This is a genomic window from Enterococcus sp. AMC1623, assembly GCF_058216495.1.
This window is the reverse complement of sequence record NZ_CM177096.1, coordinates 930,501-944,711: the sequence shown is the minus strand read 5'-3', so window position 1 is coordinate 944,711 and position 14,211 is coordinate 930,501. Positions and strand designations below refer to the sequence as shown.

General features: G+C 31.5%; 15 protein-coding genes. 12 read left to right on the top strand and 3 right to left on the bottom strand.

The genetic code is table 11. The features are described from left to right. The first annotated feature begins 11 nt into the window (after window positions 1-11). The 4 genes from AC4BC7_RS04725 to AC4BC7_RS04710 all read left to right on the top strand — a co-directional run bounded on the left by AC4BC7_RS04725 (window position 12) and on the right by AC4BC7_RS04710 (window position 3,715). Window positions 12-1,049, top strand: coding sequence for a diacylglycerol kinase (locus AC4BC7_RS04725; protein ID WP_490504001.1), 1,038 nt, complete (start codon window positions 12-14; stop codon window positions 1,047-1,049). A 97-nt stretch (window positions 1,050-1,146) separates the two neighbouring features. Next, complete coding sequence (rlmD, locus tag AC4BC7_RS04720; RefSeq protein WP_490504000.1) at window positions 1,147-2,517, top strand: 23S rRNA (uracil(1939)-C(5))-methyltransferase RlmD; 1,371 nt, start codon at window positions 1,147-1,149, stop codon at window positions 2,515-2,517. Between the two features lie 237 nt (window positions 2,518-2,754). After that, on the top strand, window positions 2,755-3,009 hold the full coding sequence (locus AC4BC7_RS04715; protein ID WP_490503999.1) for a hypothetical protein: 255 nt from the start codon (window positions 2,755-2,757) through the stop codon (window positions 3,007-3,009). A gap of 292 nt (window positions 3,010-3,301) precedes the next feature. Then, entirely contained in the window at window positions 3,302-3,715 is a 414-nt protein-coding gene (locus AC4BC7_RS04710) for a hypothetical protein (RefSeq protein ID WP_490503998.1), read from the top strand. A 68-nt stretch (window positions 3,716-3,783) separates the two neighbouring features. Here the strand turns inward: AC4BC7_RS04710 and AC4BC7_RS04705 are convergent, their stop codons facing one another. Both AC4BC7_RS04705 and AC4BC7_RS04700 read right to left on the bottom strand, forming a co-directional pair. Next, window positions 3,784-4,257 carry an RrF2 family transcriptional regulator gene (locus AC4BC7_RS04705; protein ID WP_490503997.1) on the bottom strand — a complete coding sequence of 158 codons (474 nt, stop codon included), beginning with the start codon at window positions 4,255-4,257 and terminating at the stop codon, window positions 3,784-3,786. A gap of 13 nt (window positions 4,258-4,270) precedes the next feature. Continuing rightward, on the bottom strand, window positions 4,271-4,840 hold the full coding sequence (locus tag AC4BC7_RS04700) for an NAD-dependent epimerase/dehydratase family protein (RefSeq protein WP_490503996.1): 570 nt from the start codon (window positions 4,838-4,840) through the stop codon (window positions 4,271-4,273). A gap of 45 nt (window positions 4,841-4,885) precedes the next feature. Here AC4BC7_RS04700 and AC4BC7_RS04695 point away from each other — a divergent pair, with 45 nt between their 5' ends. From AC4BC7_RS04695 to AC4BC7_RS04665, 7 genes are all read left to right on the top strand, one after another. Then, window positions 4,886-5,095 carry an MBL fold metallo-hydrolase gene (locus AC4BC7_RS04695; protein ID WP_490504412.1) on the top strand — a complete coding sequence of 70 codons (210 nt, stop codon included), beginning with the start codon at window positions 4,886-4,888 and terminating at the stop codon, window positions 5,093-5,095. Window positions 5,096-5,418: 323 nt separating this feature from the next. Then, window positions 5,419-5,679, top strand: a complete 261-nt coding sequence (locus AC4BC7_RS04690) for a hypothetical protein (protein ID WP_490503995.1) — start codon at window positions 5,419-5,421, stop codon at window positions 5,677-5,679. Between the two features lie 474 nt (window positions 5,680-6,153). Continuing rightward, window positions 6,154-8,817, top strand: a complete 2,664-nt coding sequence (locus AC4BC7_RS04685; RefSeq protein WP_490503994.1) for a sigma 54-interacting transcriptional regulator — start codon at window positions 6,154-6,156, stop codon at window positions 8,815-8,817. A gap of 123 nt (window positions 8,818-8,940) precedes the next feature. Further along, the gene (locus AC4BC7_RS04680; protein WP_490503993.1) at window positions 8,941-9,246 is read left to right on the top strand and encodes a PTS lactose/cellobiose transporter subunit IIA; all 306 of its coding nucleotides are present in this window, start codon (window positions 8,941-8,943) and stop codon (window positions 9,244-9,246) included. A gap of 4 nt (window positions 9,247-9,250) precedes the next feature. Continuing rightward, on the top strand, window positions 9,251-9,544 hold the full coding sequence (locus AC4BC7_RS04675) for a PTS sugar transporter subunit IIB (RefSeq protein WP_490503992.1): 294 nt from the start codon (window positions 9,251-9,253) through the stop codon (window positions 9,542-9,544). 14 nt (window positions 9,545-9,558) lie between these two features. Then, on the top strand, window positions 9,559-10,845 hold the full coding sequence (locus tag AC4BC7_RS04670; RefSeq protein ID WP_490503991.1) for a PTS sugar transporter subunit IIC: 1,287 nt from the start codon (window positions 9,559-9,561) through the stop codon (window positions 10,843-10,845). A gap of 1 nt (window position 10,846) precedes the next feature. After that, the gene (locus tag AC4BC7_RS04665; protein ID WP_490503990.1) at window positions 10,847-12,286 is read left to right on the top strand and encodes a glycoside hydrolase family 1 protein; all 1,440 of its coding nucleotides are present in this window, start codon (window positions 10,847-10,849) and stop codon (window positions 12,284-12,286) included. Window positions 12,287-12,701: 415 nt separating this feature from the next. On the opposite strand, the gene AC4BC7_RS04660 is transcribed toward AC4BC7_RS04665, so the two are convergent. Beyond that, complete coding sequence (locus AC4BC7_RS04660; RefSeq protein WP_490503989.1) at window positions 12,702-13,571, bottom strand: helix-turn-helix transcriptional regulator; 870 nt, start codon at window positions 13,569-13,571, stop codon at window positions 12,702-12,704. 83 nt (window positions 13,572-13,654) lie between these two features. Here AC4BC7_RS04660 and AC4BC7_RS04655 point away from each other — a divergent pair, with 83 nt between their 5' ends. Continuing rightward, complete coding sequence (locus AC4BC7_RS04655) at window positions 13,655-14,110, top strand: effector binding domain-containing protein (protein ID WP_490503988.1); 456 nt, start codon at window positions 13,655-13,657, stop codon at window positions 14,108-14,110. The last annotated feature ends 101 nt before the right edge of the window (window positions 14,111-14,211 follow it).

Here is a 14,211-nt window from a genome sequence, read left to right as displayed (position 1 = left end):
GAGGGAATGTTATGAAAAGAGCACGCGTCATTTATAACCCCACTTCAGGAAAAGAATTGGTAAAAAAAAGTCTAGCAGATATATTAGATGTTTTAGAAAAAGCTGGTTATGAGGCAAGTGCATTTGCAACAACCCCCACTCCATTTTCTGCTAGAGACGAAGCAAGAAGAGCTGGAGAAGCTGGTTTTGATTTAGTTGTTGCTGCTGGAGGAGATGGGACCATTAACGAGGTCGTTAATGGAATCGCTCCTTTGGAAAAACGTCCCAAAATGGCGATTATTCCTGGAGGCACGACGAATGATTACGCCCGAGCGTTAAAGATACCAAGAGACAATATTAAAGCTGCGACAGAAGTTATCTTAAAAAAACAGACAGTTAAAATGGATATTGGAAAGACACCAAGCTCGTATTTTATTAATATCGCAGCTGGTGGTCACTTGACTGAACTGACTTATGATGTTCCTTCTGAGCTAAAAAGTATTTTTGGCTATTTAGCGTATTTAGCTAAAGGTGCCGAATTATTACCACGTATTAAACCAATTAATATGCATTTTAAATACGATACTGGTGAATACAATGGCAATGCGTCTATGTTTTTCCTTGGCTTAACGAATTCTGTGGGTGGTTTTGAACAAATTGTTCCAGATGCAAAATTAGATGATGGTAAATTTTCATTAATTATTGTTAAAACAGCAAATATTTTTGAAATTGTTCATCTAGTTGGTTTAATGTTGAATAAAGGGAAACACGTCAATGATTCCAGAATTATTTATACCAAGACATCGTATTTAGAAGTTTCAACCTCTGATACGGATGAAAGACTAATGATTAATTTGGATGGTGAGTATGGTGGCGATGCGCCAATGCAATTTGAAAACTTACATCAGCATATTGAATTTTATGCAAATGTCGATCAAATTCCAGATGAATCTGTCACTGGGACCATTGATCCATTTGATGTGATTAGCAAAGAATTAATTCTTGAAGTTGAACGTTTGAACGACGAAGATATTGACGGTGATGGCCAGATCGCAGACGAAAAAGAATAGATTATTTACCTTTAAAACTAGAACGTTTTTGAGAATGTTCTAGTTTTTTAAGGTTATTAGTAAGTGTAGAAAAGCTTAAACATTAAGGAGAAAAAGAATGAAACAATATCCAGTAACGAAAAATCAACAAATCGAAGCAACAATCATCGATTTATCACATGAAGGAATGGGCATCGCAAAAGTTGATGGCTATCCTATTTTTATTGAAAATGCTCTGCCAGAAGAAGAAGTGCGAGTAAAGATTTTAAAAGTTGGCAATAAATTTGGTTTTGGTAAAGTCATGGAAATTTTAAAACCTAGTCCAGATCGTCAAACAGTTGAAAATGAGGATTTGCTACGAACAGGGATTGCGCCATTAAGTCATTTACGTTATGAAAAACAATTAGAATTTAAACAACAACAAGTCCAAAATGTTTTAACTAAAGTTGCTAAAATGCCTGAAATTAATGTTTTACCAACTTTAGGAATGGAAGCACCTTATGCTTATCGCAATAAAGCGCAAATTCCAGTTCGGAAAATCGATGGTCAATTAGCTACAGGTTTTTATCGTAAAAACAGTCATCAATTAGTTTCAATCGAAGACTTTTTTATTCAAGACCCAGCAATTGATGCGGCAATAGTTACTGTCCGCAACATTTTACAACGTTTCAATATCAAAGCGTATAACGAAGAATTTAACGAAGGTTTTATGCGACATATCGTAATTCGTCGTGGTCATTATTCTCATGAAATGATGGTTGTTTTAGTAACGCGAAAAGCTAAGTTCTTTAAAGGAAAAGAAATCGCTCAAGTCATTCATGACGAATTACCAGAAGTTGTTTCAGTTATCCAAAATGTCAATGAAGAAAAAACAAACGTGATTTTAGGTAAAGAAGAAAAAGTCTTATTTGGAAAAGGTCATATTGAAGATGAATTATTAGGGAAAAAATTCCAGATTTCTGCTAAATCTTTCTACCAAGTAAACACGAAACAAACAGAAGTTCTTTACCAAAAAGCAATTGAATTAGCTGATTTACAAGCAACAGATGTAGTGATTGACGCTTATGCTGGAATCGGCACCATTGGTTTATCAATTGCCGATAAAGTAGACCACGTGTATGGAATGGAAACAATTAGCGAAGCAGTCGATGATGCACGTGATAATGCCAAATTAAATGACATTGACAATGCAACCTATCTAGTTGGACGTGCAGAAAAAGTGATGCCACAATGGGCAAAAGAAGACATCGCACCAAATGTCATCTTTGTAGATCCACCACGCAAAGGCTTAGATCAAACCTTCATCCAAGCAGCTTGCGATATGAAACCAGAAAAAATCATTTATATCTCTTGCAATCCAGCTACAATGGCGCGTGATTTAACACACTTTGCAGAATTAGGTTATACGACTGATACCGTACAACCGGTAGATTTATTCCCTCAAACGACGCATGTGGAGACTGTTGTGTTGTTGCAACCGAAAAGCTAATAGAAATCCTTAATTTCAAGCTATCTTATAAGCATGCTAACTTCATTCTGAGGGCGGAAAAGTAAGAAATAAAGTGCTTAAAGACCACTACAGAGTTTCTGTAATGGTCGACCTACTAAGTGGTGATACAACAAAAATTGAATTCTATATGTATTGGAGAAAGACGTTCATTTTAGAGCGTCTTTTTTTATTTTTCTCAACAAAAAATATAAGTAAACAAAAGAACAGGAGAAAATCATGAATATTTTTCAATTTAGTAGCGAATATAATCAACGCCAGCCACCAAGTAAAACAAATGATGGTTCCATTCTTCGTTATAAGAAAAATAAAGTTTATGAATCCATTACACAAGAATTTAGACAAAATGAATCATTAACTTATGAAGCGAGAGGAATGTTGATTAGTATCGCTTCTTATCTGCCCAATTTTAAGTTTTACAAGCGTGAATTATATAATCATTCTAAATTAAGTAGTCGTCGAAGAATCGATTAATCATGGGAAGAATTAATCGAATAAGGCTACATTTTATAATTCAGAAAATGATCAGGTAAAATTTTTTTCTTTTCCTATCTTTTTTCGTTAGAGCGGTATGAAACAAATGATTTAATTGAAATTTTTGAAGAAGCCTATCAATTTGATTATCTTTTTTACCATCGATTAATTTGCAAAAAAGAAAAACGAACTATCGAAAATTACCAACAATTATTTACGACATTTGTCCCATTAAAAGAAATCAATTCATGAAATCAACGATTTTTCTAATTTTCAATATGAACAGTCCAAAATGGACAGTTCATATCGTACAAGTAATAAATCAACTACAGAAACAAACAATACGAAAGATTATGGGACAGAAAAGAATGATACGCGACTAGACAAGGAACAATCTTTGTTAAATTCATTAGACCAGTTCTTAAAGATAACCTTTCTCGATTCAGAATCGCTTCAACTGATTGCAGATAATTCAAAGGATGGACAAGAAGTTCAGAAAACTATCGACATCTTGTATCAATCAAAAAAATGTACTCAAGATCATTTAGCTGGATTGACGATTGTGGGGGAATATTTAATTTTGGATGAACCTACATCAGAATTAGATGAACGTAATATGCAAAGAATGCAAAGTTTGATTAATAAATATAGTATTCAAGGGATTACTATATTTATTAATCAAACTTTGAGTTTATTTCAAAGATGAAATGTAGAATGATATTGATTTATATAATTAGAAAAACTTTCATATATCCTAAATAATAGTAATGTAGTTTAATGAATACTTGCTTCTAATGACCAGTCAATGGCGCCATTTTTAATCGCATCAGCTTCTATTAAATCAGCAAGAGTGATTTTTTCTAATTCTTTAGAAAATGCTTGTTCACCGTTGTTAATAGTATCTATAACTAATTGTTCACTTTTAAGAGTATGTTTCTTATTCGGAAAAATGCTTCGTGCGAGATGGGTCAAAGAATATTTTATTACTTGATCATTTTCAATGGCATTCATTACATCTAAAAGTGTAATCTCTTGAATAGGTTTCTTTAATTTAAATCCACCATCTTTGCTAGCATTAGAATCAATCAAATCTTTTACAACTAATTTTCTAAGCACTTTTTTTAATGATGAATCTGACACATCTAATATTTTGCTCATTAAACTACTTTTTAATGGCTTATGTTCTTTTTGTGTTGCTAGTAATAGCAGAACATAAATCCCCTGCTCAAAATTTTTACTGATTCTCATGCTGTTAACCTTCTTACTCTAGAATATTATTGACTAAGTTTTGGGCTACCAACTCTACATGTATAGGACGCATATTTTTTGAAAAAATTTCAAGAAATTTAAATAGAGGTACTGTTTTAGAAAGTATATCTTTTCGATTACCACCATATACAAGAGTAGGTTCAACAAAACCCAATTTAATATTACTTTGTTTAAGCGTTTCAATCAACTCTTTCTTTGTTGTTAAAAAATATTTTGGTCCTAAAAGCCCTCCAATAAACCCCATTGCAGCAATGTTTTTTTCTTCTGCAATTCTTTTCATAATTAGAGCTGGTTGAGTATTGATTTTATCAGATATGCGGGGGTCTTTTTCTGGTCTACCAACAAAATCAACGATATAGTCGATCTTTTCAGGCAGAATAGAAATTAATTCTTGATAGTTTGAGACATCTGCTTTCAAGTTTATAATATTGTTTCCAAGCAATTCATTATTTCCTGATCGTGAAACAACATAGAAATATGCTTTATTATCTTTTTTCATCCATTTCTTAGTAGTGGCTCTTCCAATATATCCATTCCCACCTAATAATACAATATTTGTCATATAAATTCTCCATTCTTTTAATCTGTAGAAATTATATATCTATAGATAAAAAAAGTCAACGGTATTGGTGTTGATGAAGCATTACTTTATCATAATGCTTCATCAAATCCGTTAGCATATACTGGACTTTTCAGAAGCAAAAAACATAAAATTTTAGGCCCTGTTTCCAGTTATTTAATTGAGCATCCAAAAGAGGTGATTTTAGTGGATACTGGTTGGCATTCTAATGTAAGGGAAATCAATTTAAATTTTTAGGCTTCCGAGTAATAGCTAGTCAAGCTTATTTACCTCATGGTTGGGCGATAAATGAACGATTAGAACAATTAGGATATAAAAGATTATGATATCCTAATTCATTTAGATACAGATCATGCTGGTGGCATTGATTTAGTAAAAAATGCAAAGTGTTTTTTAGTTAACGAAAAAGAAATTTATAAAGCATCTAATAATAAAATTAGATATCTCTCAAAACTGTGGGACAATATATTTTTGGAAAAATTCACAACAAGTTACAATTCTGCGATAATTAATAAACCGTTCTTTGATTTATTTCAGGATTTCAGGATGGTAGTATTTTATTGGTTAATACATCAGGACATAGTGCGGGCTTAACATCTGTATTAATTACAAATCAAACAAATAAGTTCGTATTATTAGCAAGTGATGTTGGTTATGCAAAAGACTCACTGATTGATTTTAGAATACCTAGTATTTTAGAAAATAAACAAGAGGCAATTGAGTCTCTTGCATGGGTTAATGAAATGTCACATTTAAAAAATTGTAAAATGATTTTATTTAATCATGATATAGCCATTCATCAACAAGAAATTATGCTATAGAATAACTTATCAGTATTCGTATAGCAATTATTCTTAAAATATTAAAAATTGTTTTTGTGAACAATGGGTATTTATGGACTAAAATAGGCAGATAAAATAATTACTTAATGGTATTTTTAAGAAACTTGATAACACATAAAGTTTGTAAGTATACCTTGGAATAAATATTTTTGTTTATTTGTTTGTCTAACATTAAATTAATTAAGAAGGGTAATTCTTAATGTTTTCTTTTTTTATTTCAAAATATTCTGTATAACTTTTGTTTGAAAATTAAAAATCACAGTTATTTATGTGTTTTGGATGTCTTTTAAGGAAAACTATACTCATGATAGGTAATTTACTTCTTGTTTATAATATTGTCTAATAGCAGTTAAATTGATATGATGAAGCTGTTAAGTAATAAAATTAATTGTAAATTTTTATGTCTATGAAAAAATTTTATGTAAGATAAGAAGTCAGAATGGGAGGATATTAATGAGAAGGCAGAAAAAAATTATAGAATTAATTAAAACTATGGAAAATGGAATTGATACCCAAACTATTTCAGAAAAACTAAATATTTCTCGCGAGAATGTTTCCCGTATTCTTAATCAACTAGTAAAAGAAGGAAAAGTAATCAAGAAAAAAGGCAAGCCAGTTATTTATCATTTAGCAGAAGCGCAAAAAATTTATTTACAAGAGTTTGAAAGAAAAAATCCTTCTTTAAAAAAAGCAATCAATCAAGCAAAATCAAGTATTCTATATCCTCCAAATGGAATTAATACCTTAGTTATTGGAGAAACTGGTGTGGGGAAATCTTATTTTGCACAATTGATGCATCAGTTTGCTATCGAGACAGAAACGTTAGCTGCAACATCACCTTTTATTTTGTTTAATTGTGCAGACTATGCCAAAAATCCAGAACTTTTGATGGGAACATTATTCGGAGTAAAAAAAGGGGCTTACACAGGTGCTGACAATGACAAAAAAGGTTTAATCGAACTAGCAGACAAAGGGATGATCTTTCTCGACGAGATTCATAACTTGCCTCAAGAAGGACAGGAAATTCTATTTACATTTATTGATAAAGGAACCTATCGGCGTTTGGGCGAAAGTGATACGCAAAGAAATTCAAATGTGAGAATTATCGGCGCAACGAGCGAGCCTATTGTTTCTGCTTTAGTTGCACCTTTTAGACGAAGAATGCCTATGGTTATTGAGATTCCCAGTTTATCCAAAAGAACTGACGAAGAACGTGCAAATTTGATTCAGCTATTTTTTGAAAATGAAGCTAAAAATCTAAAACAGGAAATTTATATTTCAAAAAATGTATTGGTCTCTTTACTGTTCTACGAATGTCCTCATAATATCGGTCAGTTACAATCAGATATTCAGCTTCTCTGCGCAAAAGCCTACACAGATTTTTTAATCGAGCAAAAATCAAAAATCGAAATTAAATCTGAAGACCTGCCAAAAAATATTGCTTATGGTCTGTGGAATAAGACTGAGCATCGTTCAATTCGTACCCAGTCTGACTTTTTCTCGAAAAAAATGTTGCGTTTTTCTCCAGACAAAAGTATTGATTCTAGCCAAAACACAATCTATGAACTTTTAAAACATACTGTTTCAGAATTAACAAACGAGCAAGTAGCTAACGATAAAATGAAACAAATTGTCGAACAAGAGATTAGCGAGTATTTCTCAAAATTTGCAGACTCTAAAGAACATCCGGAAATATTAGCCTTAGAAAATATTATTGATCCGACTCGAATGAAAACTATTAATGAGGTTGTGTCCTATATATTATCAGAACTATCTTTAAACTGGGATCAAAATATTACGATGGGTTTTATTTTGCATCTGCATCATTTGATAGAAAGATTCAAAAATAACCCTACTTTTACTGAAGAAGAAATCAATTTAGACTATCAAATCAATTATCGCAAAGAATTTCTTGTAGCAATGCACTGTCTTCAAATGATTGGATTTACCGAAAAGATCCAGTTACCTTATAGTGAAGCCAACAATATCGTTTCCTTTTTTATTAACAGTAAAGAAACAAAAGAAAGGGAATATCTTAATAAAGTCCAAATAGTCGTCATTGCGCATGGTGATTCTACAGCCACATCAATGGCTAATACTGTAAATCAGTTATTAAAAACTGATTCAGTTATTGGAATTGATGCCCCTTTAAATCAGAAGCCTTTGGAGATAATGAATTTAGCGAGTAGTCATTTAGCTGCTATAAATCACGGAGAGGATATTCTATGTTTAGTCGATATGGGATCATTTTTACAAATTGATAAAAGACTGGCAACGGACTTAAATGTCAATGTCTTTTCGCTTCCTCTAGTTAGCACGATACATGTACTGGAAGCCACCAGAAAATCATTACTTGGGAACGAACTGAGAACTATTTATAATGATCTACTAAAAGTTAATTTTGATTTCTTTGGGTGTGGCGAATTATCCACATCAGATGAGATAAAGAGCACTAATACAAGCCTAAATATGTCTGATAAACCTTTGGCCATTTTGACTTGCTGTCTAACTGGTCATGGGACTGCCATTTATTTAAAGAATATTCTTGATCGACATTTTTCAGAAAAATATGCCTTTGTGGAGATTATTTCACTACAATTATCAGATAAAAAAACTGAAAAACAGGAAATCTCAAAGCTTGCAGAAAAGTATGAAATCATTGCGATTGTCTCAACTTTTTCTGTTGATTATCCTTGTCCGCAACTTAATGTCAATGATGTTATTAGTGGCAATGGTATTGATCAGCTGCAGGAACTTATTCAGAATACGTCGATTGGTTTCCAAATTCGCAAATCTTTGAAAACTGAGTTAAAAAATGTCGATGGAGGGGATTTGTTTGACGATATTGTCAATCTAAATATAGCTGTTCAAGAAGCTTTAAATGTAAAATTAAATCAGCATGAATCAATTGGTGTCATCATGCATACAGCAATACTTATTGATAATATCAAAATAAATAAACATTATAATTCTAATAGGTTTATAGATTACATGAAATATCAGAGTGAATTAACTTTAATTAAAGAAATATTTTATCCAATTGAAAAAAAGTATCAAATTCATTTATCAAATCAAGAATACTACCCATTGTTGGAGTATTATTTACATTTAAGATAGGATGTGTGTCATATTCATATGACACACATCCTTTTTTTAGACACGCATATTTGTTATTGTTGTTTTGACGATTATTTAAAAATTGGCATACAATTTGCTTATAGTATTTTAGGAGGGATGATAATGGATAATGAAATGATGATTATGCAACTCATTGCAAAAGGAGGAGATGCACGTAGCTCTGCAATGAGAGCAATTTCTTTAGCTCGCAAAAGTAAAATTGAGGATGCCAGAGTGAAACTTAAAGAAGGACGTGGATATGTTAATGACGCCCACCATATTCAAACAAGCCTTATTCAAAAAGAAGCAAGTGGAGAAAAACAAGAAATTAGTTTACTTTTGATACATGCTCAAGATCATTTGATGAATGCAATGACAGTATTGGATATGGCGGAAGAATTTGTTAATTTATATCAAGAAAGGAATTAAGAAAATGAAAAAAATATTATTAGTTTGTGCAGCAGGAATGTCTACTAGCCTATTAGTTAATAAAATGAAAGAAGAAGCGAAGAAGCAAGCATTAGATATTCAAATACAAGCAGTAGCAAAAGAAAAATTAAGTGAAAATATTGAAGGGACGGACGTGCTCTTACTTGGACCGCAAATTGGGTATCTTGTAGATGATTTTAAAGAAGAATATGGGCATTTAGAAATTCCTATTAAAGTGATTAACTCAATTGATTATGGAATGATGAATGGTAAAAAAATTCTTGAGGAATCTTTATAGAGGGAGTGAAGAAAATGGATGCTTTAATGCAGACGATGAACAAAAAGTTGGCACCAATTGCCAAAGCATTTGATACCAATAGGTACTTAGACGCAATTAAGAATGGTTTTTATGGAGTTATGCCATTTTTAATTTTAGGTTCATTTCTTTTAATCTTTAGTAATTTACCTATTACTGGTTATCCTGAGTTTATGTCATCTACTTTTGGGTCTCAATGGGATCGCGTATTTACAATTCCATATGAAGCAACGATGAGTATCATGACATTATATGTGATAATGGGTTCTGCTAAATCATTAGCAAAATATTATAAAATAAACGAATTAAACGGTTCAATTGCAGGTGTAGTTGCTTTTATTATTTTAACACCATTTTTGACTTCTGGAGAAGAACTAGGAATTCCGACCGGTGCTTTTGGGGCATCTGGATTATTTTTAGGTTTAATTACTTCCATTGTAACTGTTGAAATTTTACGATTAATTGAAGGGAAAAACATTACAATTAAAATGCCAGCTAGTGTTCCCGCAAATATTTCTAGCTCATTTACTTCATTAATCCCTTCTTTTTTTGTAATTGTAATATTTACAATCATTCGATTAGTCTTTGAAGCTACTAACTTTGGAACAGCACAAAATTTCATTTATGAAATGTTACAAGCACCGTTAACTCATGTGGGTAGCTCATTACCTGCGATGATTTTGATTAATTTATTTGCTTGTATTTTATGGGCATTTGGTATACACGGAACAGTGATTATCGGTGCTATTATGGACCCTATTTGGTTATCATTGACTGCTGAAAATGCAGCAGCCTATGCAAAGGGTGATATGATTCCTAACATTATCAATACAGAATTTCAATCCAACTTTGTTCAATTAGGTGGAGCAGGATGTACTTTAGGTTTAGTGCTATGTATGGTTCTAGTTGCAAGATCCAAGCAATATAAAACGTTAGGAAAACTAGCGATTATTCCAAGTTTTTTCAATATCAATGAACCCGTTATTTTTGGTACACCTATTATTTTGAATCCGTTAATGCTAATTCCTTTTGTTATTTCTACTCTAGTTGCATTATTGGGTACTTACTTTGCAATGGCATCTGGTTTAGTACCTCTTACAAATGGTGCAAACTTACCTTGGACAATTCCTCCAATTATTTCAGGCTTTCTATTGTCAGGATGGAGAGGATCAGCATTACAAATTGTTACAACTTTAGCTACAACAGTAGTGTGGTATCCATTCTTTAAACTTTCAGATAATAAAGCTTTAACATTAGAAACATCGAATGAAAGTGGTGAGTAATATGAGAGAAAACGAAAAAAAATTTCCTAATAATTTTTTATGGGGAGGTGCTATAGCAGCTAATCAAGCAGAAGGAGCTTTTGATGAAGATGGAAAAGGATTATCAATAGCAGATTTTCACGCTTATAAAAATAAACAAGGTACAGATGATCGGTTGGAACATGCGACATTAAGTGTTTCAGATAGTATGTTTGATACTGTGCCAGGAACGTATTATCCAAAACGTACAGGTATTGATTTTTATCATAAATACCGAGAGGATATCCAATTGTTTAAGGAATTGGGTCTGCAGTGTTTTAGGACATCGTTTAATTGGACAAGAATTTTTCCTACTGGTGTGGAAGATACTCCTAATGAACTTGGATTAAAATTTTATGACGATTTAATTGATAATCTATTAGCAAATGGAATCGAACCAGTGATGACTATTTCTCACTATGAAATGCCAGTTTATTTAGTGGAAAAATATGGAGGATGGTTATCACGAGAAACTATTTTTGCTTATGAAAAATTATGCGAAGTTCTATTTGAAAGATATCATGATAAAGTAAAGTATTGGATTACTTTCAATCAAATAAATTTATTATCTTTTAATTCCTTAGGATTTAAAGATAGCCAAACAAATAACATTTTGGAAACGACTTATCAGTCTGTGCATCATCAATTTGTTGCACAAGCCAAAGCTAAAAAAATTGCTAAAAAATATGGGGACAACGTTTTGATAGGAACAATGCTGAGCGATAAAATCGCTCATCCAGCAACATGTAAACCTGAAGATGTATTGTTTAGCTATAAAAAGAATCAAATGGAATACTTTTTTGGCGATATTGCAATGCGTGGGGAATATCCAGGATATGCAAAACGATTTTTTAGAGATAATGAATTAAACATTGAGATTACAGACGAAGATACTCAATTATTGAAAGAAAATACAATGGATTATCTATCTTTTAGTTACTATTATACGAAAATCAACGATTCTGAAAAAAATAGTTTTAGACCGATGGATAAATCAAAAAACCCATATTTAAAAGCAAGTGAATGGGGATGGGAAATAGATCCAATAGGATTACGAACAGCATTAAATCAATACTACGATCGCTATCAATGTCCACTCTTCTTAACCGAAAATGGAATCGGTGCCACAGATATACTAGAATCAGATGGAAATATTCATGATTCTTATCGAATAGATTATTTGAAAAAGCATTTTGAACAAATGCTTGAAGCAATTGAAGACGGTGTTGATCTTATTGGTTACTGTTTATGGTCTCCTATTGATATTGTTAGTTGCTCTTCTGCAGAAATGATTAAGCGATACGGAGTTATTTATGTAGATTTAGATAATGAGGGCAATGGAACCTTAAAAAGAGTAAAAAAAGATAGCTTTTACTGGTATCAGCAAGTGATACAAAAAAATGGCGAGAATCTACAAATTTAACTTTTTTAGTAAAAGAAGATTATAGTACAATCTAAAATAGAAAGTTAATTGAATTCAAATAACCTAATCTTCAATAATTATTGAAGATTAGGTTATTTAATTATTCGTAAATAAATTCAACCGGATTACGATTTTTATAAGTTCCCAGTATTTTTCGGCAATTTTTTCGGGAGAAAAATGATTATTTTGACACAATTCCACCAGCAATTGTAATTGTGTCAATAAATATGCCTGAATCTTTTAATTCCTCGGATAAAGTGAAAGTTAAATTTCTCAAAACCGCTTTTCCCAGAGATACAGCAGCATAATCTACAGAGGGATAAATAGCTGTTCTTCCACCTGTAAAAATAATTGTTCTTTCTTTTTGACTCTTTTGATCAGGGATCACTAGTTGTGAACAATACAAAGCACTTAATTATATCAATTTGTAATTGATTATAAAAATTTCAGGTAAAATTACTTCAATGTATTTTCCATATCCTAACAAGACATTATATCCCCATTCGTTGTCATGTAATGGATAGATAACCTCATAAATGTCATTATCAATTTTTTTAATAGAATTATTCCCTACTAATTCTATAAATCTATCAATCACTATTTTATTTATGTAGAGAGTAACAGAAATTTTGTCTTTATTTACCCATGTTCCACCATCATAAGGTACAGGAGTGAACTCTCTCTTTTCAAAGACCTCATGAAACACTATACCAGATATTCTAGCTATTTTATAAACACTAAATCGCTTTCTATTGTTATCATACGCATCTAAATACCAACTTCTATCTTTATAAACGATTCGATAGGGTTCACAATTTCTTTTTGATGACTCCCCTTTAGAATTGATATACTCAAAAGTAATCCTTATATTTTTTCTGATTGAATTAAGCAATTGAAATACAATTTTACGCAGTTCCAAGTTTCCTTGGGATAAAGATAAGTCAATTTCAAAGTCTGAATGTAATTTTGTTTTGTTTAGTTTTAGTATAGCATTAAATGTTGAATTATCTCCTAAGACTTGATATCTACTCTTTAAGCTAGTTTCTATAGAGCTTAGTTCTATAGTAGTTAATGGAGGTTTGTCTGACTTGAAATTTTCCATCATAAAAATTCCACCATTTTTTCCTTGTGCTACATACAATGGGATTCCCGCTAGTGTCAAATCGTCTATATCTCTCATTATAGTTCTAACACTCACGTTGAATAAAGAGGCTAATTCTTTAGCGGTTGTTTTTTGTTTATCAATCAAATAAGAGATTATTCCCATGTGTCGGTCAATTTTCATAAAACACCTCCCAAACATGTCATACAGTTGTCATATTAACACTGATATGATTGTATCATAAAATGAAAAGGAGAGAATTTATTATGAGAAATCAAAAAAGAAATTCATTTAAGTTAGTTGGAAGAAGTGTATTAATTAAAGGACAAAAAGTTCATGAGCCATCTTACTCAGAACAAAAAACAGAATTTTATACTCAATTGTTCGAAGAAGGAATGATAAAGAATCTTATGCCTTATTCGTCAGATAAAAAAGGTTATGCTCTTATAATTCCTCATGATAAAGGAATTCAATATTATGCAGGAGTGATATCAGAAACGAAAATTGACGGTTATGAATTAGTAGAAGTTCCAGAGCAAAATTATTATGTTACTGAAGCTAGTAGCGACAAATCAAGAGTACTATTTGATCAGCTAGAAGATTCTTATTTTAAAAATGGCATTCATGAGAGTATAGCGTATAATAATGGAATAATCTTGGAAGTTTTATTAAATGGGAATCCTCAAAATGCGGAAGTAGAGCTTTGGATTCCGGTAAAATAATTCTACCAGTATATTTTACCAATAGAATATTGCAATAATCCTTATACTTTTACAGTTAAACAATTTTGATAGTATTCATTATGAAATTTTATAATGAATAC

Excerpts from the sequence above, each read along its gene's own strand:
- AC4BC7_RS04670 (WP_490503991.1), top strand. The coding sequence starts at position 9,559 with ATGGATGCTTTAATGCAGACGATGAACAAAAAGTTGGCACCAATTGCC.
- AC4BC7_RS04710 (WP_490503998.1), top strand. The coding sequence starts at position 3,302 with ATGGACAGTTCATATCGTACAAGTAATAAATCAACTACAGAAACAAAC.
- AC4BC7_RS04725 (WP_490504001.1), top strand. The coding sequence starts at position 12 with ATGAAAAGAGCACGCGTCATTTATAACCCCACTTCAGGAAAAGAATTG.
- AC4BC7_RS04680 (WP_490503993.1), top strand. The coding sequence starts at position 8,941 with ATGGATAATGAAATGATGATTATGCAACTCATTGCAAAAGGAGGAGAT.
- rlmD (WP_490504000.1), top strand. The coding sequence starts at position 1,147 with ATGAAACAATATCCAGTAACGAAAAATCAACAAATCGAAGCAACAATC.
- AC4BC7_RS04700 (WP_490503996.1), bottom strand. The coding sequence starts at position 4,840 with ATGACAAATATTGTATTATTAGGTGGGAATGGATATATTGGAAGAGCC.
- AC4BC7_RS04660 (WP_490503989.1), bottom strand. The coding sequence starts at position 13,571 with ATGAAAATTGACCGACACATGGGAATAATCTCTTATTTGATTGATAAA.
- AC4BC7_RS04685 (WP_490503994.1), top strand. The coding sequence starts at position 6,154 with ATGAGAAGGCAGAAAAAAATTATAGAATTAATTAAAACTATGGAAAAT.
- AC4BC7_RS04705 (WP_490503997.1), bottom strand. The coding sequence starts at position 4,257 with ATGAGAATCAGTAAAAATTTTGAGCAGGGGATTTATGTTCTGCTATTA.
- AC4BC7_RS04665 (WP_490503990.1), top strand. The coding sequence starts at position 10,847 with ATGAGAGAAAACGAAAAAAAATTTCCTAATAATTTTTTATGGGGAGGT.
- AC4BC7_RS04675 (WP_490503992.1), top strand. The coding sequence starts at position 9,251 with ATGAAAAAAATATTATTAGTTTGTGCAGCAGGAATGTCTACTAGCCTA.
- AC4BC7_RS04655 (WP_490503988.1), top strand. The coding sequence starts at position 13,655 with ATGAGAAATCAAAAAAGAAATTCATTTAAGTTAGTTGGAAGAAGTGTA.
- AC4BC7_RS04715 (WP_490503999.1), top strand. The coding sequence starts at position 2,755 with ATGAATATTTTTCAATTTAGTAGCGAATATAATCAACGCCAGCCACCA.